The sequence below is a fragment of the Streptomyces sp. NPDC001717 genome, from assembly GCF_042892775.1.
Lineage (GTDB): Bacteria > Actinomycetota > Actinomycetes > Streptomycetales > Streptomycetaceae > Streptomyces.
Map to the genome: position 1 here is coordinate 1 of NZ_JBIAUK010000015.1, position 19,880 is coordinate 19,880.

At 71.5% G+C, this 19,880-nt stretch carries 20 protein-coding genes; 16 read left to right on the top strand and 4 right to left on the bottom strand.

The genetic code is table 11. From position 1 onward, the window contains the following. Positions 1-139: 139 nt before the first annotated feature. Positions 140-961: an ABC transporter permease gene (locus ACFYZL_RS23290; protein WP_388681369.1), complete on the bottom strand. Its 822-nt coding sequence runs from the start codon at positions 959-961 to the stop codon at positions 140-142. Beyond that, positions 958-1,857: an ABC transporter ATP-binding protein gene (locus ACFYZL_RS23295; RefSeq protein WP_388681372.1), complete on the bottom strand. Its 900-nt coding sequence runs from the start codon at positions 1,855-1,857 to the stop codon at positions 958-960. Before ACFYZL_RS23295 ends, ACFYZL_RS23290 begins: the two co-directional genes overlap by 4 nt. Positions 1,858-1,994: 137 nt before the next feature. Here ACFYZL_RS23295 and ACFYZL_RS23300 point away from each other — a divergent pair, with 137 nt between their 5' ends. The 3 genes from ACFYZL_RS23300 to ACFYZL_RS23310 all read left to right on the top strand — a co-directional run bounded on the left by ACFYZL_RS23300 (position 1,995) and on the right by ACFYZL_RS23310 (position 4,879). Continuing rightward, positions 1,995-2,612 carry a vitamin K epoxide reductase family protein gene (locus ACFYZL_RS23300; protein ID WP_388681375.1) on the top strand — a complete coding sequence of 206 codons (618 nt, stop codon included), beginning with the start codon at positions 1,995-1,997 and terminating at the stop codon, positions 2,610-2,612. Between the two features lie 41 nt (positions 2,613-2,653). Next, positions 2,654-4,003 (top strand): replication-associated recombination protein A, encoded by a 1,350-nt coding sequence (locus ACFYZL_RS23305; protein ID WP_384748822.1) that lies wholly within the window; start codon positions 2,654-2,656, stop codon positions 4,001-4,003. Between the two features lie 180 nt (positions 4,004-4,183). Continuing rightward, on the top strand, positions 4,184-4,879 hold the full coding sequence (locus tag ACFYZL_RS23310) for an HNH endonuclease family protein (protein WP_384748825.1): 696 nt from the start codon (positions 4,184-4,186) through the stop codon (positions 4,877-4,879). Here the strand turns inward: ACFYZL_RS23310 and ACFYZL_RS23315 are convergent. Then, positions 4,873-5,550, bottom strand: coding sequence for a DUF2470 domain-containing protein (locus tag ACFYZL_RS23315; protein WP_388681379.1), 678 nt, complete (start codon positions 5,548-5,550; stop codon positions 4,873-4,875). The genes ACFYZL_RS23310 and ACFYZL_RS23315 overlap by 7 nt on opposite strands. A 286-nt stretch (positions 5,551-5,836) precedes the next feature. Between ACFYZL_RS23315 and rpsD the strand changes: the two genes are divergently transcribed. Then, complete coding sequence (gene rpsD / locus ACFYZL_RS23320) at positions 5,837-6,448, top strand: 30S ribosomal protein S4 (RefSeq protein ID WP_150520470.1); 612 nt, start codon at positions 5,837-5,839, stop codon at positions 6,446-6,448. A gap of 20 nt (positions 6,449-6,468) precedes the next feature. On the opposite strand, the gene ACFYZL_RS23325 is transcribed toward rpsD, so the two are convergent. Continuing rightward, on the bottom strand, positions 6,469-8,625 hold the full coding sequence (locus ACFYZL_RS23325; RefSeq protein ID WP_388681382.1) for an ATP-binding protein: 2,157 nt from the start codon (positions 8,623-8,625) through the stop codon (positions 6,469-6,471). A gap of 148 nt (positions 8,626-8,773) precedes the next feature. Between ACFYZL_RS23325 and ACFYZL_RS23330 the strand changes: the two genes are divergently transcribed. From ACFYZL_RS23330 to ACFYZL_RS23385, 12 genes are all read left to right on the top strand, one after another. Then, positions 8,774-9,205 (top strand): DUF948 domain-containing protein, encoded by a 432-nt coding sequence (locus tag ACFYZL_RS23330; RefSeq protein ID WP_376659570.1) that lies wholly within the window; start codon positions 8,774-8,776, stop codon positions 9,203-9,205. A gap of 8 nt (positions 9,206-9,213) precedes the next feature. Further along, a complete protein-coding gene (locus ACFYZL_RS23335; RefSeq protein WP_376659571.1) occupies positions 9,214-9,555 on the top strand; it encodes a DUF6167 family protein in 342 nt (113 codons plus the stop codon). Further along, on the top strand, positions 9,555-12,224 hold the full coding sequence (gene alaS, locus ACFYZL_RS23340; protein ID WP_384748835.1) for an alanine--tRNA ligase: 2,670 nt from the start codon (positions 9,555-9,557) through the stop codon (positions 12,222-12,224). The genes ACFYZL_RS23335 and alaS overlap by 1 nt, the downstream gene beginning before the upstream one ends. A gap of 2 nt (positions 12,225-12,226) precedes the next feature. After that, on the top strand, positions 12,227-12,697 hold the full coding sequence (ruvX, locus tag ACFYZL_RS23345; RefSeq protein WP_214940355.1) for a Holliday junction resolvase RuvX: 471 nt from the start codon (positions 12,227-12,229) through the stop codon (positions 12,695-12,697). Between the two features lie 78 nt (positions 12,698-12,775). Further along, on the top strand, positions 12,776-14,485 hold the full coding sequence (mltG, locus tag ACFYZL_RS23350; protein WP_384748838.1) for an endolytic transglycosylase MltG: 1,710 nt from the start codon (positions 12,776-12,778) through the stop codon (positions 14,483-14,485). A gap of 6 nt (positions 14,486-14,491) precedes the next feature. Further along, positions 14,492-15,316 carry a shikimate dehydrogenase gene (locus ACFYZL_RS23355; protein WP_384748841.1) on the top strand — a complete coding sequence of 275 codons (825 nt, stop codon included), beginning with the start codon at positions 14,492-14,494 and terminating at the stop codon, positions 15,314-15,316. Between the two features lie 38 nt (positions 15,317-15,354). Then, entirely contained in the window at positions 15,355-15,549 is a 195-nt protein-coding gene (locus ACFYZL_RS23360) for a hypothetical protein (protein WP_384748844.1), read from the top strand. Positions 15,550-15,681: 132 nt separating this feature from the next. Further along, a complete protein-coding gene (gene aroC, locus ACFYZL_RS23365; RefSeq protein ID WP_388681389.1) occupies positions 15,682-16,866 on the top strand; it encodes a chorismate synthase in 1,185 nt (394 codons plus the stop codon). Then, entirely contained in the window at positions 16,863-17,381 is a 519-nt protein-coding gene (locus tag ACFYZL_RS23370) for a shikimate kinase (protein ID WP_388681392.1), read from the top strand. The genes aroC and ACFYZL_RS23370 overlap by 4 nt, the downstream gene beginning before the upstream one ends. Then, positions 17,378-18,469: a 3-dehydroquinate synthase gene (gene aroB / locus ACFYZL_RS23375; protein ID WP_384748850.1), complete on the top strand. Its 1,092-nt coding sequence runs from the start codon at positions 17,378-17,380 to the stop codon at positions 18,467-18,469. The genes ACFYZL_RS23370 and aroB overlap by 4 nt, the downstream gene beginning before the upstream one ends. Further along, positions 18,466-18,906 carry a type II 3-dehydroquinate dehydratase gene (gene aroQ, locus ACFYZL_RS23380; RefSeq protein ID WP_384748853.1) on the top strand — a complete coding sequence of 147 codons (441 nt, stop codon included), beginning with the start codon at positions 18,466-18,468 and terminating at the stop codon, positions 18,904-18,906. The genes aroB and aroQ overlap by 4 nt, the downstream gene beginning before the upstream one ends. Before the next feature lie 80 nt (positions 18,907-18,986). After that, the gene (locus tag ACFYZL_RS23385) at positions 18,987-19,790 is read left to right on the top strand and encodes an AAA family ATPase (RefSeq protein ID WP_388681396.1); all 804 of its coding nucleotides are present in this window, start codon (positions 18,987-18,989) and stop codon (positions 19,788-19,790) included. The last annotated feature ends 90 nt before the right edge of the window (positions 19,791-19,880 follow it).

Here is a 19,880-nt window from a genome sequence, read left to right on the forward strand (position 1 = left end):
CGGCGCGCTGGGGGCGGGCCCCGGCGCCGTGGGGGTCCCCACCGCCGGGGCCGGCCGGGCTTTACTTACCCCCGCGGCTCGGGGGGGGGGGGGGTACGCCCCCCCCGCACCCGCCCTTCCGCGGTTCCGCCGCCCTTCCTCAGCCGTCGCGCCGGTTCTTCCACCGGAAGGTCAGCAGGCACAGCACCAGACCGCCGACCACCCAGGCCCCCAGGACCAGGGCGGCCTTCCCGTACTCCCAGTCGCCCGCCTGTTCGAGGACGGCGGCGGACTGCGGCAGGAACACGCCCCGCAGCCCCTGGCACATCCACTTCAGCGGGAACAGCGCGCCGATGTTCAGCAGCCAGTCGGGGATCTGGTTGACCGGGATGAAGACGCCGGAGATGAACTGCAGGATCAGGAACGGCAGGACCACCACGGAACTGGCGCTCTTCCCGGACTTGGGCAGGCTGCTGATGGCGATCCCCAGCAGGGCGCAGCCGGCCAGCCCCAAGACGAAGATCCACGCGAAGGTGAGCCACTTCGAGACCGAGGTGGGAAGGTCGAGCCCGAAGAGGGTGGAGCCGACCAGCAGCAGGACCGCGGTCTCGGCCAGCCCGGTGGCGAGCACCATCCAGACCTTCCCGAGGAAGTACGCGGCCGGGGGCATCGGGGTCCCGCGCAGCCGGCGCAGCACCTTCTCGTCCCGTTCGACGGCGATGGAGATGCCGAGCGACTGGAAGCTCGTGGACATGATTCCGGCGGCGACCATGCCCGCCGCGTAGATCTGGGAGGCGGTCGCCCCGGTGCCCTCGAACTCCTCGCCGAAGATCGACGCGAAGAGGGCGAGGAAGACGACGGGGAAGGCGAAGGTGAAGATCACCGCGTCCCGCTGGCGGACGAACTGCTTGATCTCCAGGGCGCCCCGGCTCAGGCCCAGGGACCAGGCGCGCGGAAGGGAGGTCTTGGCGGTCGTGCTCACAGGGCCTCCTCCCGTCGGTCCGTCGCCGGCGCCCCCGACTGGGCGGGCACGGTGAGCTGCCCCGTGAGGCGCAGGTAGACGTCCTCCAGGGTCGGGCGGGTCACCCTCAGGCCCGGGACCTCGCCGTCGAAGCGGGCCGCGAGCTCGCCGACCGTACGGGTGGGCGTCTCGGTCGACACGCTCCTCGGGGCGCCGTCGGCGTCGGTCCACTCGACGGTGGCTCCGGTGCCGAAGCGGGCCCGGAGCCCCGCGGGATCACCCTCGGCGACGACCTTGCCGCGCGCGACGACCGCCAGGCGGTCGGCGAGTGCCTCGGCCTCCTCCAGGTAGTGGGTGGTGAGCACGATGGTCGTGCCCCCGCCGGCCAACTGCCGGATCAGGTCCCAGAACCGGCGGCGGGCCGCCGGGTCGAAGCCCGTGGTCGGCTCGTCGAGGAGCAGCAACTCCGGGTCGCCGATGACGCCGAGCGCCACGTCCAGGCGCCGCCGTTGACCGCCGGAGAGGCCCTTCACCCGCCGGTCGCGCTTCTGCTCCAGGCCGACGAGGGCGATGACCTCCGCCGGGTCCCGCGGCGCCGGGTAGTAGCGGGCGAAGTGCTCCACCGTCTCCCGCACGGTGAGTTCGGCGGGAGCCGACTCGTCCTGCCAGACGATGCCGATCCGCGAGCGCCAGGCCCGGCTGCCGGTCGCCGGGTCGGCGCCGAGGACGCTGACCTCCCCGCCGTCCCGCTCGCGGTGACCCTGGAGGATCTCCACCGTGGTGCTCTTTCCCGCGCCGTTGGGGCCGAGGATGCCGAAGACCTCGCCCTGCCGGATCGTCAGATCCAGTCCGTCCACCGCGGTGACTTCGCCGTACCGCTTGCGAAGCCCCCGTACTTCCACCGCGTTCTGTGTCATGTCCCACATGGTGTGGCGGAATCCGCGATGCCGGTCCCCCCGTGCACGGGTCCTTATCCCCGTCGAACGGTGGACACCCGGGGCCGTACGGCACAATGACCCGTGCTTGTTGACCTTGCAGATGTGGAGCGGGCGGTATGACGGCACGAGGCACGGACGCGGACACCTCCCCGAGGACCACCATCGGCGGCAGCCGGGCGCTCGCCCTGCTGCTGGTGATCACGGGGGCCCTGGGGCTGCTCGCCGCCTGGGTGATCACGATCGACAAGTTCAAGCTGCTGGAGGACCCGAACTTCACCCCGGGCTGCAGCCTGAACCCGATCGTCTCCTGCGGCAACATCATGAAGAGCGAGCAGGCGGCCGTCTTCGGCTTCCCGAACCCGATGCTCGGGCTGGTCTGCTACGGGATCGTGATCTGCGTCGGCATGAGCATCCTGGCCGGGGCCCGGTTCAGCCGCTGGTACTGGCTGACCCTGAACGCGGGCATGCTCTTCGGCGTCGTCTTCTGCGGTTGGCTGACGTACCAGTCGCTGTACAACATCAACTCGCTCTGCCTCTGGTGCTGCCTGGCCTGGGTCGCGACGATCTTCATGTTCTGGTACGTCACCGCGCACAACGTGCGCGAGGGGATGCTGCCCGCTCCGGGCTGGCTGAAGGCCTTCCTCGACGAGTTCGCGTGGGTGCCGCCCGTACTGCACGTCGGGATCATCGGGATGCTGATCCTGACCCGCTGGTGGGACTTCTGGACCTCCTGAGGTCCGCGAGGAGTGTCGGTGGCCTCGCATAGGCTTCCTGTGTGGAACCAGACCTCTTCACCGCCGCTGCCGAAGACCGCCAGGAGAAGGACCCGACGAGTTCTCCGCTCGCCGTCCGCATGCGCCCGCGCACCCTGGACGAGGTCGTCGGCCAGCAGCACCTCCTGAAGCCCGGTTCCCCGCTGCGGCGACTGGTGGGGGAGGGAGCCGGCGGACCGGCCGGTGCCTCGTCGGTGATCCTCTGGGGACCGCCCGGCATCGGGAAGACCACCCTCGCGTACGTGGTCAGCCAGGCCACGCAGAAGCGCTTCGTGGAGCTGTCCGCCATCACGGCGGGCGTGAAGGAGGTCCGCGCCGTCATCGAGGGCGCGAAGCGCGCGGCCGGCGGATACGGCAAGGAGACCGTCCTCTTCCTCGACGAGATCCACCGCTTCAGCAAGGCGCAGCAGGACTCCCTCCTCCCGGCGGTGGAGAACCGCTGGGTGACGCTGATCGCCGCGACCACGGAGAACCCGTACTTCTCGATCATCTCCCCGCTGCTGTCGCGCTCGCTCCTGCTGACCCTGGAACCGCTGACGGACGGGGACCTGAGCGGGCTGATGCGGCGCGCGCTGACGGAGGAGCGGGGCCTCGGCGGTGCGGTGACCCTGCCGGCGGACGCCGAGGCGCACCTGCTGCGGATCGCCGGCGGCGACGCGCGACGGGCGCTGACCGCGCTGGAGGCCGGGGCGGGTTCGGCGATCGCCAAGGGCGAGGCCGAGATCACCCTGCAGACGGTGGAGGAGGCCGTCGACCGGGCGGCGGTCCGCTACGACAAGGACGGCGACCAGCACTACGACGTGGCGAGCGCGCTGATCAAGTCGATCCGCGGCTCGGACGTGGACGCGGCGCTGCACTACCTCGCGCGGATGATCGAGGCCGGGGAGGACCCGCGGTTCATCGCGCGCCGCCTGATGATCTCGGCGAGCGAGGACATCGGCCTCGCGGACCCGACGGCCCTGCCGCTCGCGGTGGCCGCGGCCCAGGCGGTGGCGATGATCGGCTTCCCGGAGGCCGCGCTGACGCTGTCGCACGCCACCATCGCGCTGGCGCTGGCCCCGAAGTCGAACACCGCCACGACCGCGATCGGGGCGGCGCTGGCCGACGTCCGCGCGGGGCTGGCGGGCTCGGTGCCGACGCACCTGCGGGACGGGCACTACAAGGGGGCGGCGAAGCTGGGGCACGCGGTGGGGTACGTGTACCCCCATGACGTGCCGGGTGGGATCGCCGCCCAGCAGTACGCGCCGGACGAGGTCCACGGCAAGAGGTACTACGAGCCGACGCGGTACGGGGCGGAAGCCCGCTACGCGGACGTGGTGGAAAAGGTCCGGGAGCGGTTGCGCGGGGCGTGAGCGCGGGCGCGGAGCGCCGTGGGGTGAGCCGCACCGGCGGGCACGGGGCGCAGCTCCGAGGGAGCGGGGTCCGGGGCGGCGCCCCGGGGAACGGTGGAAGGGCGGGGGAGGGGACCGGCCCCGCACAGCGGCGGACGTGTCGGCCGGGCCGGATCGGCGGCCCGGCCCTAGGCTCCCCGCATGGGAGACCGGATTCCGCTGGTCGTCGCCGTGGCGGCGCTGCTGCTCGCCGGATGCCACCACACCGGCACGCGGGTGGCCGCACCCTTCGTACAGGTGCCGCTCGCCAGTGCTGGGTTCCCACCGCCCCCCGGGACCGCCGAGGCACAGCTGGCGAAGCTCACGGTCGAGTGGGGCCGGAACTGGGAGACGTACAAGAGGGAGGAGTTCGGCCGCACCTGGTCGGACGAGACCGACGCCGTCGGCGGGCGCAACGGGTGCGACACCCGGGACGACGTGCTGCGGCGGGACCTGAGCGAGCTGCGCGAGGGCGACCGCAACCCCTGCGTGGTGCTCTCCGGCGTGCTGCACGACCCGTACACCGGCAAGGAGCTGCCCTACTCCTACCGTCGCGCCTCGCAGATCCAGACCGACCACGTCGTGGCGCTCGGCGCGGCCTGGCGGGCCGGGGCGTACGGATGGACCGCGCAGCGCAGGCTGGAGTACGCGAACGACCTCGACGTACTGCTCGCGGTCGACAAGCAGACCAACCAGGACAAGGGCAGCAGGACCGCCGACAAGTGGAAGCCGCCGCGCCGGGCGTACTGGTGCGAGTACGGGCGCCGCTACACCGGCATCAAGGCGAAGTACCGCCTGTCCGTGACCCCGCCCGAGAAGCTCGCGCTGGGGGAACTGCTCGCCACCTGTCCTCAGTGAGCCGCCGCCGAGAACAGCGTGTGCATCGCCCGGCGCAGGCCGCAGACGTCCGCCACGGGCTCCGGGAAGTCGAAGCGGGCGTCGAACGAACCGGCCGGGCTGCCCGTGAACCGGACGCGCAGGCCCAGCCGGTCCAGGGAGAGGGGGACGGCCCTGATGCCCTCCGCCTCCCGGGGGCCCAGCAGGCCGGACAGTCCGCCGAGCCGGTCGCCGTGGGCGGCGTGCAGGTGTTGGAGGAGTTCCGCCTCGTGGCCGACGAGGGGGTCCGGCTCGGCCGCCGCGAGATCGTCGGGGTCCACGCGCTCGGCGCCCCACAGGTCGTCCACCGAGATCTCACCGACCTCCAGACGGAGCAGCATCCACGCCGGGCGCCCGGCGTGAGGGGCGTCCTGGGACTCCGCGAGGCCGAGCAGTTCGCCGACCGGCTGCCGCTCCGCCAGCAGCGCCGCGCACACCGTGCGGTCGTCCCCGCGCACCGGGGTCAGCCACCCGGCCAGCCAGGCGCGGCCTCGGATACGATGTGGCACGGACACCGGCGCCACGTCCGTGATCTCGATCACGGCGGTGAGGTCGTCGTCCTGGGCGTGAGCGGCTGCCCTGGCAGCCGCGGATTCCCCGGAAACAAGGAGAATCACGTCCCCGTCCGGGGTGACGGTCCGTGCGACCGGCATCCCTGTCCCGAAGTCGTCGAAACCGTGCGTGTCACGAGCACCGACGAGCGTGAGGGATACTGAGGCGTTGGACTCTACGAGGGTTCGTACGCGTTCGGCTCCGGTGAGCTGCCGAACGCCTTCCCTGGGACGCGGCTGACCTTGCCTATCGTCGGCGCAAGCGGATTCTGTTTCGTTGGAATCCGAACTGCGGCGCGCACTGGGCAGGGGGATCCCATGTGGTCGAGACATTACGTCCTCCTCGCTAAGGTAAGCCTCACCTAACTTACATGGAGGTAGGTTCCCCGTGAACCAGAAGCGACCCAAGGTCAAGAAGTCGCGTGCCCTCGGCATTGCGCTGACCCCGAAGGCCGTCAAGTACTTCGAGGCTCGTCCCTACCCGCCGGGCGAGCACGGCCGTGGCCGCAAGCAGAACTCGGACTACAAGGTCCGTCTGCTCGAGAAGCAGCGTCTGCGCGCTCAGTACGACATCTCTGAGCGTCAGATGGCCCGCGCGTACGACCGCGCCAAGAAGGCCGAGGGCAAGACGGGCGAGGCGCTGGTCGTCGAGCTCGAGCGTCGCCTCGACGCCCTGGTCCTGCGTTCGGGCATCGCCCGCACCATCTACCAGGCCCGCCAGATGGTCGTTCACGGCCACATCGAGGTCAACGGTGGCAAGGTCGACAAGCCGTCGTTCCGTGTCCGTCCGGACGACGTCGTGACCGTGCGCGAGCGCAGCCGCGAGAAGGTTCCGTTCCAGGTCGCCCGTGAGGGTGGCTACGCAGGCGAGGGCGAGACCCCCCGTTACCTGCAGGTCAACCTGAAGGCCCTGGCCTTCCGCCTGGACCGCGACCCGAACCGCAAGGAAATCCCGGTCATCTGCGACGAGCAGCTCGTCGTCGAGTACTACGCCCGCTGATCTTCCGGCAGGCGTAGCCCTCACAGGCTGGTGGAAACCCGCCGTCCCCTCCGGGGGGCGGCGGGTTTTCCGCTTTCCCGCACGGAACCCGTCTCCCCGGCCGGCCCCTCCAGCGCGCGTCCCACCAGCGCCTCGCGGCTCAGCTCGCGGCCGTCGGCCGCGTACGCCGCGTAGCGCTCGGCACCCAGCGCCTCGCCGGCCCGCTCCTGGCACATGAGCCGCGGGGCGTTGAAGTACCCAGAGCCGAAGAGCCGCAGCCCCACCCCCTCCCACAGCGGCTCGGCCGCCCCCTGGAGCACCGCGGCCTCGGCCGCGTCGCCCTCCGCGACGGTCACCAGGGCCAGCAGCTCCAGCGCCAGCACCAGCCCCACCAGGTCGTGGAAGGCGTGGTTGATCTCCACGCACTCGGTGAGCAGCCGCCGCGCCTCCCGCGTGGCCCCCGCGTCCAGGGCCGCGTACGCGAGCACGTACAGGGCGTACGCCTTCGTCCAGCGCTCCCCGCGTTCCTCGCAGATCTCCCGGACCTCCTCGCACAGGGACAGCGCGCCCGCGGGCTCCCCCTGGAAGGCCAGCGCCATGCCCAGCTCCACCTGGCACATCAGTACGTTGCTGTTCAGCTCGCCCGCGTCCCGGTAGCGCTCCAGCGCCGAACCCAGCAGTTCCCCGGCCCGCTCCATGTCGTCCGACACCAGCGCCAGACACCCGAGCCGGTGCACCGCGTAGGCCGCGGCCAGGGCGTTGCCGCTGCGCGCCGCGCCGTCCCGGCACTCGTACAGGGCGCTCGTGGCGGCCACCGCGTCCCCCTGGAGGGCGCACACGTAGCCCAGCACCCACAGCGCCTTGAGCCGCGAGTGCTCGTACGCGTCCGCCGTCCCGCCCCGGCCCTCCAGGCTCCGGTCCAGCCAGTGCCTGCCCTCGGTCAGCCGGCCGCAGCCCGCCCAGTAGAACCACAGGGTGCCCGCCAGGTACTGCCCCAGGTGGGCCTCCTCCGGCTCGTCCAGGCAGCACTCCAGGGCGAGCCGCAGGTTCGGCAGCTCCGCCTCCACCAGCGCGGCCACCTCCTGCTGGCGGGGGCTGAACCAGTCCGTCTCGCACCAGGTCGCCAGGCCCATGTACCAGTCCCGGTGCCGCCGCCGCAGCCGCCCGGTGTCACCCGTCGACTCCAGCCACCCGGCCCCGTACGCCCGTACGGTCTCCAGCATTCGGTAGCGGACCCCGGTCGGGCACTCCTCCCGGACCAGGAGGGACTGCGCCAGCAGCTCGCCGACCAGGTCGAGCACGCTGTCCACCGGCAGGTCGGGGCCCGCGCACACGTACTCGGCGGCATCGAGGTCGAACTGTCCGGCGAAGACCGAGAGCCGCGCCCACAACAGCCGCTCCGCGGGCGTGCACAGCTCGTGGCTCCAGCCGATGGCCGTGCGCAGCGTCCGGTGCCGGGGGAGCACCCCGCGGGCACCGCCCGTCAGCAGTGCGAAGCGGTCCTCCAGACGGGCCAGGACCTGGGCGGGGGACAGCGCGCGCAGCCGGGCAGCCGCCAGCTCCAGGGCGAGCGGGATGCCGTCGAGGCGGGCGCAGAGCTCGGCCAGCGCCGCCCGGTCCGCCCCGGAAACCCGGAACCCGGGGTCCGCCGCCGAGGCCCGCGCGGTGATCAGGGCCAGCGAGGCCTCCCCGTCGAGCGGGGCCAGCGGGAACGCCTGCTCCCCGTCCAAGGCCAGCGGGCGCCGCCCGGCCGCGAGCACCCGCAGACCGGGGGAGCGGCGCAGCAGCTCCCGCACCAGCTCGGCCGTTGCGTCGACCAGCTGCTCGAAGCCGTCCAGGACCAAGAGCAGCCGACGCCCCGCCAGGTGCTCGGCCAGCACGGTCCGGGGCGGCCGGGTGGTGTGGTCGGTCAGCCCGAGCGCCTCGGACAGGGCGATCTCCAGCAGCGCGGGATCCCGTACGGCCGCCAGCTCGGCCAGCCAGACCCCGTCGCAGTAGCGTTCCTGCGGCGCTCCGCCGTCCCGCTCGGCGGCGGCCCGGGCCGCGGCGACCACCAGCCGGGACTTGCCCACCCCGCCCACGCCGGTCACGGTCACGAGCCGGGAGGAGTCCAGAAGCCGCCCCAGCGCGTCGAGTTCGGCACCCCTGCCGATGAACCCGCCCAGCTCCGAGGGAAGATTGCCCGTCTTCTGTCGCATGGGACACGCAGGGTACTGGCCCGTATGCGCTGCGTACAAGATGATCATGCCAGTCCCCGAATTCCGGTACTGCCGGGGATCTCGGGCGCGATAGGGTCGGAGGGCGAATCTTTTTGCAGTTCAAGTCCAGACGAGAGTGCGGTGTGAAGTGTCCGGTGGAGAGGTGGCCGGGATCCTCGTGGCCGTCTTCTGGGCGATCCTGGTCTCCTTCCTGGCCGTGGTGCTGGTGAGACTGGCCCAGGTGCTCAAGGCGACGACCAAGCTGGTGGCCGAGGTCACCGACCAGGCCGTCCCGCTGCTGGCGGACGCCTCCACCACCGTCCGCTCCGCGCGCACCCAGCTCGACCGGGTGGACGCCATCGCGAGCGACGTCCAGGAGGTCACCTCCAACGCCTCCGCACTGTCCTCCACCGTGGCGACCGCCTTCGGCGGGCCGCTGGTCAAGGTCGCGGCCTTCGGTTACGGCGTCCGCAAGGCGCTGGGCAAGACCCCGCAGGACGCGCCGCAGAAGACGTCCCGACGTAACGTGATCGTTGGCCGTACCGTGCCGGCGCCGCGCCGCCGGAAGCAGAAGGGCTGAGACCTCCGATGTTCCGCCGAGCCTTCTGGTTCACCGCCGGCGCGGCCGCCGGCGTGTGGGCCACCACCAAGGTCAACCGCAAGCTGAAGAAGCTGACGCCGGAGAGCCTCGCCGCCCAGGCCGCCGACAAGGCCGTCGAGGCGGGACACCGCCTCAAGGACTTCGCCCTCGACGTCAAGTCGGGAATGACGCAGCGCGAGGACGAGCTGAACGACGCACTGGGATTGCACCAGGATCCCGACCGGCCCGACAACGTCACCGCCCTGCCCGGGCCGCGGCGACTGCGGGCCATCCAGAACGACAAGACCACCCCCCTGAAGTTTTCGTACAACCGGAATGAGGACCACTGATGGAGTCGGCTGAAATCCGCCGCCGCTGGCTGAGCTTCTTCGAGGAGCGCGGTCACGCCGTTGTCCCTTCGGCGTCGCTCATCGCGGACGACCCGACTCTGCTGCTGGTCAACGCGGGCATGGTCCCCTTCAAGCCGTACTTCCTCGGCGAGACCAAGCCCCCGGCCCCCCGCGCCACCAGCGTCCAGAAGTGCGTCCGCACGCCGGACATCGAAGAGGTCGGCAAGACCACCCGCCACGGCACGTTCTTCCAGATGTGCGGCAACTTCTCCTTCGGGGACTACTTCAAGGAAGGCGCCATCAAGTACGCCTGGGAGCTGCTCACCAGCTCCGTGGCGGACGGCGGCTACGGCCTGGAGCCGGAGAAGCTCTGGATCACCGTCTACCTCGACGACGACGAGGCCGAGACGATCTGGCGCGACGTGATCGGCGTCCCCGCCGAGCGCATCCAGCGCCTGGGCAAGAAGGACAACTTCTGGTCCATGGGCGTCCCGGGTCCCTGCGGCCCGTGCTCCGAGATCAACTACGACCGCGGCCCGGAGTTCGGCGTCGAGGGCGGCCCGGCCGTCAACGACGAGCGTTACGTGGAGATCTGGAACCTGGTCTTCATGCAGTACGAGCGCGGCGCCGGCGAGGGCAAGGAAGACTTCCCGATCCTCGGCGACCTGCCGTCGAAGAACATCGACACCGGTCTCGGCCTCGAACGCCTCGCGATGATCCTGCAGGGCGTGCAGAACATGTACGAGACCGACACCCTGCGCGTGGTCATGGACAAGGCCACCGAGCTCACCGGCGTGCGGTACGGCGCGGCCAAGGACACCGACGTGTCCATGCGCGTGGTCGCCGACCACATCCGCACCTCCGTCATGCTCATCGGCGACGGCGTCACCCCCGGCAACGAGGGCCGCGGCTACGTGCTGCGCCGCATCATGCGCCGCGCCATCCGCAACATGCGCCTCATGGGCGCCACCGGCCCGGTGGTCCAGGAGCTCGTCGACGTCGTCATCAACACGATGGGGCAGCAGTACCCGGAGCTCGTCACCGACCGCAAGCGCATCGAGACGGTCGCGCTCGCCGAAGAGGCCGCCTTCCTGAAGGCCCTCAAGGGCGGCACGAACATCCTCGACACCGCCGTCACCGAGACCAAGGCCCTCGGCGGCAAGGTCCTCTCCGGCGAGAAGGCGTTCCTGCTCCACGACACCTGGGGCTTCCCGATCGACCTCACCCTGGAGATGGCCTCCGAGCAGGGCCTGTCCGTGGACGAGGCCGGCTTCCGCCGCCTGATGCAGGAGCAGCGCGACCGCGCCAAGGCCGACGCCAAGGCCAAGAAGACCGGCCACGCCGACGTCTCCTCCTACCGCGAGATCGCGGACAACGCCGGCGCCACCGAGTTCACCGGCTACGCCACCACCCAGGGCGAGTCCACCATCGTCGGCCTCCTGGTCAACGGCGTCTCCGCGCCCGCCGCCTCCGAGGGCGACGAGGTCGAGGTCGTCCTCGACCGCACCCCCTTCTACGCCGAGGGCGGCGGCCAGCTCGCCGACCAGGGCCGCATCAAGCTCGACTCCGGCGCGATCATCAACGTCCGCGACGTCCAGCAGCCGGTCCCCGGCGTCTCCGTGCACAAGGGATCCGTCCAGGTCGGCGAGGTGACGGTGGGCGCCTCCGCGTACGCCGCCATCGACGTCAACCGCCGTCGGGCCATCGCCCGCGCCCACTCGGCCACCCACCTGACCCACCAGGCGCTGCGCGACGCGCTGGGCCCGACGGCCGCCCAGGCCGGTTCCGAGAACTCGCCCGGTCGCTTCCGCTTCGACTTCGGTTCCCCGAACGCCGTCCCCGGCTCGGTCCTGACCGACGTCGAGCAGAAGATCAACGACGTGCTCTCCCGCGAGCTCGACGTCACCGCCGAGGTCATGAGCATCGACGAGGCGAAGAAGCAGGGCGCCATCGCCGAGTTCGGCGAGAAGTACGGCGAGCGCGTGCGCGTCGTCACCATCGGCGACTTCTCCAAGGAGCTGTGCGGCGGCACGCACGTCGGCAACACCAGCCAGCTCGGCCTGGTGAAGCTGCTCGGCGAGTCCTCCATCGGTTCGGGCGTGCGCCGCGTCGAGGCCCTCGTCGGCGTGGACGCGTACAACTTCCTCGCCAAGGAGCACACGGTCGTCGCCCAGCTCCAGGAGCTGGTCAAGGGCCGTCCGGAGGAGCTGCCGGAGAAGATCGCCTCCATGCTCGGCAAGCTGAAGGACGCCGAGAAGGAGATCGAGAAGTTCCGCGCGGAGAAGGTCCTCCAGGCCGCCGCCGGTCTCGCCCAGAACGCGCAGGACATCCACGGCGTCGCCCTCGTCGTCGGCCAGGTGCCGGACGGCACGGGCGCCGACGACCTGCGCAAGCTGGTCCTCGACGTCCGCGGCCGCATCCCGGGCGACCGCCCGGCCGTCGTGGCCCTCTTCACCGTGGCGAACGACCGCCCGCTCACCGTCATCGCCACCAACGAGGCGGCCCGCGAGCGCGGCCTCAAGGCCGGTGACCTGGTGCGCACGGCCGCCAAGACCCTCGGTGGCGGCGGTGGCGGCAAGCCGGACGTCGCCCAGGGCGGCGGCCAGAACCCGGCCGCCGTGCCCGAGGCCATCGCCGCGGTCGAGCGCCTCGTCGTAGAGACGGTCTGACGATGACACTGCGCCGCGGCCGCCGGCTCGCCATCGATGTCGGGGACGCCCGGATCGGGGTCGCCTCGTGCGACCCCGACGGGGTGCTCGCCACACCGGTGGAAACCGTCCCGGGCCGGGACATCCCGTTCGCCCACCGGCGGCTGCGGCAGCTCGTCGAGGAGTACGAGCCCCTCGAAGTCGTGGTCGGCCTCCCCCGCTCGCTCAGCGGGCGGGAGGGGCCGGCCGCGGCCAAGGTGCGCGCCTTCGCGGGCGAACTCGCCAAGGGCATCAAGCCCGTGACGGTCCGTCTGGTGGACGAGCGGATGACCACGGTCACCGCCGCCCAGGGTCTGCGGGCCTCGGGCAAGAACGCCAAGAAGGGCCGGTCGGTCATCGACCAGGCCGCCGCTGTGGTGATCCTCCAGAACGCTCTTGAGACCGAACGGGTATCAGGTAATCCGCCTGGTGAGTGCGTCGAAGTGGTTGTCTGATCGCGGTACGGTAACGTTCCGCGCGATGAGACGGCATTCGAACAGCCGTCGCTTTCGTCTCGCGGCTCTAGGGGACCGATGACTGAGTATGGACGGGGCCACGGCTCCGAACCGTGGCATCCGGAGGACCCCCTGTACGGGGACCAGGGATGGACCGGGCACCAGACCCAGCAGGGACAGGTGCCCTACGGCGGCGAGCAGCAGCAGTACGCGCAGGACCCGCAGTACCAGCAGCAGTACCCGCAGCAGCAGTACCCCGCGCAGCAGCAGGGCTATGCCCCGCAGTACCCGCAGCAGGCCCAGCACCCGCAGCAGGTCCAGCACCCGCAGCACCCCCAGTACCCACAGCAGCCGCACCAGCCCCACCAGCCGGTGTACGACGCCCAGGGCTGGGACACCGGCCAACAGCAGTACGTCGCCACGGCCCCGGCCGATCCCTACGCCGGCGTGGACCCGTACGCGCAGCAGTCCGCCGCCGGTTACCCGGGTGAGAACCCGGACCTCTACACGACGGCCGACGCCTACCCCCCGCCGCAGCCCCCGAACCAGCGCCACCTCGAACCGCAGCTCCCCGAGCAGGACGAGGAGCCGGAGGAGTCCTTCCTCGCCGGCGGCGGCGACGTCGAAGACGGCGACGACAACGGTGGCGGCGGCGGGCGCCGCGCAGGTCGCTCCAAGGGCGGCAAGGGCGGCAAGCCCAAGAAGCGCAGCGGCGCGGCCTGCCTGGTCGCCTCCCTCGTCATCGTGGGCGTGCTCGGCGGTGGCGGGTACTACGGCTACACCTTCATCAAGGAGAAGTTCGGCGCCGCCGAGGACTTCGCGGGTGAGGGCACCAGCGAGATCGTCGACGTCGAGATCCCCAAGGGCGCGGGCCTGGGACAGATGGGCCGCATCCTCAAGGAAGCCGGCGTGGTCGCCAGCGCCCAGGCCTTCGTCGACGCGGCCGGCGCCAACCCCAAGGGCAAGTCCATCCAGCCGGGCACGTATCCGATGCAGAAGAAGATGTCGGGTGCCGCCGCCGTCGCGTTGATGATCGACCCGAGCAAGCTGAGGGTCATCACCGTCACCGAAGGCATGCGCAACGCCAAGGTGTACGAGGCGATCGACAACAAGCTGAACAAGCCGCAGGGCACCACCAAGGACATCGCCCTGCGCGAGGCCAAGAACCTCGGTCTGCCGGCCTGGGCCGGCAACAACCCGAAGCTCATGGACCCGCTCGAAGGCTTCCTGTACCCGACGCGCTACGACCTCGGCAAGGACAGCACCCCCGAGTCCCTGCTCAAGCAGATGGTCAAGAACGCGTCCGACAAGTACGCGGAGCTGGGCGTCGAGGGCAAGGCCAAGGAGCTGGGCCTGGAGAACCCGCTCCAGGTGATCACGGTCGCCAGCCTCGTCAACGCCGAGGGCAAGAACCACGACGACTTCCGGAAGATGTCCGAGGTGGTCTACAACCGCCTCAAGAAGACCAACGACGTCACGAACCAGAAGATCGAGTTCGACTCGACGTACAACTACGCCAAGGGCCAGAGCGAGATCAACTTCAACCTCAAGGAAGCCCAGGCGTTCAACAACCCCTACAACACGCACTTCATCAAGGGACTGCCCGTCGGCCCGATCGGGAACCCGGGCATGGACGCGCTGACCGCTACGCTCAACCCGGATCATGGGGGCTGGATGTTCTTCGTGTCGGTCGACGGCAACACGACGACCTTCACCAAGACCTACGACGAGCACCTCAAGCTCGTCGCCGAGTTCCAGGAACGGCAGAAGCAGAAGAACGGCGGTTAGCAGGACATGTCTCACATAAGGGCCGCGGTGCTGGGTTCGCCCATCGAGCACTCCCTCTCACCGGTGCTGCACCGCGCCGCCTACCAGGAGCTCGGCCTCGACGACTGGTCCTACGACCGCTTCGAGATCGACGAGGCCGCGCTCCCCGGGTTCGTGTCCGGACTCGGCCCCGAGTGGGCCGGGCTGTCGCTGACCATGCCGCTGAAGCGGGCGATCATCCCGCTGCTCGACGGGATCAGCGACACCGCCGCGTCCGTCGAGGCGGTCAACACGGTCGTCCTCACGAAGGACGGCCGCCGCCTCGGCGACAACACCGACATCCCCGGGATCGTCGCCGCGCTCCACGAGCGCGGCGTCGAGAAGGTCCCCTCGGCGGCCATCCTCGGTGCCGGGGCCACCGCCTCCTCGGCGCTCGCCGCCCTCTCCCGGATCTGCACCGGCGAGGTCACGGCGTACGTCCGCTCCGCCGCCCGGGCCGACGAGATGCGCGGCTGGGGCGAGCGCCTCGGTGTCGCCGTGCGCACGGCCGACTGGTCCGACGCCGCCGAGGCGCTGTCGGCGCCGCTGGTGATCGCGACCACCCCGGCCGGTACGACGGACGCCCTGGCCGACTCCGTACCCGAAGCGGCGGGCACCCTCTTCGACGTCCTGTACGACCCCTGGCCGACCGCCCTCGCGGCCGCGTGGGACCGCCGGGGCGGCAAGGTCGTCGGCGGACTGGACCTGCTCGTCCACCAGGCCGTGCTCCAGGTCGAGCAGATGACCGGCCGCACCCCGGGCCCGCTCGCCGCGATGAGGGCCGCCGGAGAACGGGCGCTGGCCGCCCGTTAGGCTGCCCACCTGCGGATTCGATCACGGGGTGGGGCGGCATGGAACAAGCGGGTGCCGGGCAGCTGCTGGCGTCGAAGTGGGACTTCATCCCCCGTGCGATCGGCGGATTGCTCAGAGTGTGGCTCAGCAGCCTCCCCGACTGGGTCCAGGCGATCCTCCTCGGAATCATCGGTTCCGCCGCCCTGTGGCTGGCGATCTCATGGCTCCGCGACCGCTTCACCCGGGCCACCTGACGGACAAGGCGTCCGATTGCTGGACCGGGGCCCGTAAAACCCCCTCGGACGTGGGAGGATCGGGTACGGCGGGTCAGGGCCGCGCACCCGATCGCGCCATCGCTGTACCAGGCGCGAGCATGAGGAGCATCGTTGAGCAGGTTGCGTTGGCTGACCGCCGGGGAGTCCCACGGACCGGCGCTGGTAGCGACGCTGGAGGGGCTTCCCGCCGGCGTTCCGGTCACCACTGAGCTGGTGGCCGACCACCTGGCCCGTCGCCGGCTCGGTTATGGGCGTGGCGCCCGCATGAAGTTCGAGCAGGACGAGATCACCTTCCTGGGCGGTGTCCGGCACGGGCTCTCGCTGGGTTCCCCCGTCGCGGTCATGGTCGGCAACAGCGAGTGGCCCAAGTGGGAGACGGTCATGTCGGCCGACCCGGTCGACCCCTCGCTGCTGAAGGACACCGGCCGCAACGCGGCGCTGACGCGTCCGCGGCCCGGTCACGCCGACCTCGCGGGCATGCAGAAGTACGGCTTCGACGAGGCCCGGCCGATCCTGGAGCGCGCGAGCGCCCGTGAGACGGCCGCCCGTGTCGCCCTCGGCGCGATCGCCCGGTCCTTCCTCAAGGAGGTCGCGGGCATCGAGATCGTGTCGCACGTGGTGGAGCTGGCCGCGGCCAAGGCGCCCTACGGCGTCTACCCGACCCCCGCCGACGTGGAGAAGCTCGACGCCGACCCGGTGCGCTGCCTCGACGCCGACGCGAGCAAGGCGATGGTCGCCGAGATCGACCAGGCCCACAAGGACGGCGACACCCTCGGTGGCGTGGTCGAGGTCCTGGCCTACGGCGTGCCCGTCGGCCTCGGCTCCCACGTCCACTGGGACCGCCGCCTCGACGCCCGCCTCGCCGGCGCGCTCATGGGCATCCAGGCCATCAAGGGCGTCGAGGTCGGCGACGGCTTCGAGCTCGCCCGCGTGCCCGGCTCCAAGGCGCACGACGAGATCGTCTCCACCCCCGAGGGCCTCAAGCGCACGTCCGGTCGCGCAGGCGGTACCGAGGGTGGTCTGACCACCGGCGAGCTGCTGCGCGTCCGCGCCGCGATGAAGCCCATCGCGACCGTGCCGCGCGCACTGGCCACCGTGGACGTCGCCACCGGTGAGGCGACGGTGGCCCACCACCAGCGCTCCGACGTGTGTGCCGTCCCGGCCGCCGGCATCGTCGCCGAGGCCATGGTCGCCCTGGTCCTCGCCGACGCGGTCGTCGAGAAGTTCGGCGGCGACTCGGTCCCCGAGACCCGGCGCAACGTGCGGTCGTACCTCGACAACCTGCAGATCCGGTGACGGGCGGACCGCTCGTCGTTCTCGTCGGCCCCATGGGCTCCGGCAAGTCCACCGTCGGCGGCCTGCTCGCCGAGCGGCTCGGCGTCCCCTACCGGGACACCGACGCGGACATCGTCGCCGCCCAGGGCCGCGAGATCTCCGACATCTTCGTCGACGAGGGCGAGCCGTACTTCCGTGAGCTCGAGCGGGAGGCGGTCGCGGCCGCCCTCGCCGGGCACACGGGGGTCCTCGCCCTCGGCGGCGGCGCCGTCCTCGACGAGGGCACCCGCGTGCTGCTGTCGGGCCTGCCCGTCGTCTACCTGTCGATGGACGTCGAGGAAGCCGTGCGGCGCGTGGGCCTCGGCGCCGCGCGCCCGCTGCTCGCCGTCAACCCGCGCCGCCAGTGGCGCGAGCTGATGGAGGCCCGGCGCCACCTGTACACCGAAGTCGCGCGCGTCGTCGTGGCCACCGACGACCGCACCCCCGAAGAGGTCGCCCAGGCGGTCCTCGACGCTCTGGAGTTGAAGGACGTATGACGGACCAGGTGACGCGGATCCAGGTCGGCGCGAGTGCCGGCCACGACGCGTACGAGGTGCTGGTCGGACACCAGCTGCTCGGCGAGCTCGGCGCCCTCGTGGGCACGAAGGCCCAGCGGGTCGCCGTGATCCACCCCGAGGCGCTGGCCTCGACCGGTGAGGCCCTGCGCGACGACCTCGCCGAGCAGGGCTACGAGGCCATCGCCATCCAGGTGCCGAACGCCGAGGAGGCCAAGACCGCCGAGGTGGCCGCGTACTGCTGGAAGGCGCTCGGCCAGTCCGGCTTCACCCGCACCGACGTGATCGTCGGCGTCGGCGGGGGAGCCACCACCGACCTCGCGGGCTTCGTCGCGGCCACCTGGCTGCGCGGGGTGCGCTGGATCGCCGTGCCGACCACCGTCCTCGCGATGGTGGACGCCGCGGTCGGCGGCAAGACCGGCATCAACACCGCCGAGGGCAAGAACCTGGTGGGTTCCTTCCACCCGCCGGCCGGTGTGCTGTGCGACCTGGCGGCGCTGGAATCCCTGCCGGTCAACGACTACGTCAGCGGTCTCGCCGAGATCATCAAGGCCGGATTCATCTCCGACCCGAAGATCCTCGAACTGATCGAGGAGGACCCGCAGGCGGCCCGTACGCCGGCCGGCCCGCACACCTCCGAGCTGATCGTGCGGTCGATCCAGGTCAAGGCCGACGTGGTCTCCAGCGACCTCAAGGAGTCGGGGCTGCGCGAGATCCTCAACTACGGCCACACCCTCGCCCACGCCATCGAGAAGAACGAGCGCTACAAGTGGCGGCACGGCGCGGCCGTGTCCGTCGGCATGGTCTTCGCCGCCGAGCTGGGCCGCCTCGCGGGCCGCCTCGACGACGCGACGGCGGACCGGCACAAGGCGGTCCTCGCCTCGGTCGGCCTGCCGCTGACCTACCGCGGCGACCAGTGGCCCAAGCTGCTCCAGACCATGCAGGTCGACAAGAAGTCGCGGGGCAACCTGCTGCGCTTCATCGTCCTGGACGGGCTGGGCAAGCCGACCGTCCTGGAGGGCCCCGACCCGGCGCACCTGATCGCCGCGTACGGAGAGGTGTCGGCGTGAGCCGCCGCGTGTTCGTCCTGAACGGGCCGAACCTGGGCCGGCTCGGCTCCCGCGAGCCCGACGTGTACGGGGCCACCTCGTACGCGGGGCTGGTGGAGAGCTGCCGCACGCTGGGCGAGGAGCTCGGCTTCGACGTCGAGGTCCGCGAGACCAACGACGAGGGCGAGATCGTACGCTGGCTCCACGAGGCGGCGGACGGCAAGATCCCGGTCGTGATCAATCCGGGTGCCTTCACGCACTACTCGTACGCCATGCGGGACGCGGCGGCGCAGCGCACCGCGCCCCTGATCGAGGTGCACATCTCGAACCCGTACGCGCGTGAGGCGTTCCGGCACACCTCGGTGATCGCGGCCGTGGCGACCGGTACGGTGGCGGGCTTCGGCCTCGGTTCGTACCGGCTGGCACTGCGCGCGCTGGCGGAGGAAGTCTCGCTCTGACGGTGCGGGTGGGAGGCCGGGCCTCCGCCGTCATATAACGTTCTCGCATCAGTCGCCTGAACGAGACGGAGTGGCAGCGGATGCACCAGGGAACGGGCGGCGGCGCGGGCTGGGGGCAGGCGGGACACCCCCCGCCGACGCCCCCGCAGCCTCCGATACCTCCGGCGCACGGCTGGCCCGGCTCGCCCCCGCCCCCGGGTCTTCCGCCGCACCCGGCTCACCCGGGCCAGCACCCGCCGGCCCCGGGGGCGCCCCCGCACGTACCGCCGCCGCCCGTGCCGGAGGCGACCGGGCACATCCCGCTCCCGCCGGCCGCGCCGCGCACCGGCGGGGCCGTCCTCGCCGTGCTGCTGATCGGCCCGGCAGGGGCGGGCAAGACCACCGTGGCCCGGCACTGGGCGAGCACCCGGCCCGTGCCGACCGCCCACGTCAGCCTCGACGACGTCCGCGAGTGGGTCTGCTCGGGCTTCGCCGATCCGCAGGCGGGCTGGAACGAGCACTCCGAGGCCCAGTACCGCCTGGCCCGCCGCACCTGTGGCTTCGCCGCACGCAACTACCTGGCCAACGGGATCTCCTGCATCCTCGACGACGCCGTCTTCCCCGACCGGCCCGTGGTCGGCCTCGGCGGCTGGAAGCGGCACGTGGGCCCGGCCCTGCTCCCGGTGGTGCTGCTGCCCGGGCTGGAGATCGTCCTGGAACGCAACGCGGCCCGCTCCGGCAATCGGCGGCTCTCCGACGAGGAGGTCGCGCGGATCCACGGGCGGATGGCGGGCTGGTACGGCTCCGGCCTGCCGATCATCGACAACTCGCACCTGGACGTCGAGGGCACGGCCCGAGCCCTCGACGAGGCCTTGGCGCGGGCGCTGGCACAGGCGGGGTCCTAGCCTGCGGCGCCGTTGTCGGGGCACCGCCCCGGACCCCGTGCCTCAAACGCCGGCGGGGCTGGTTCGCCTCCGGCGGCGGGGGGCCCCCCC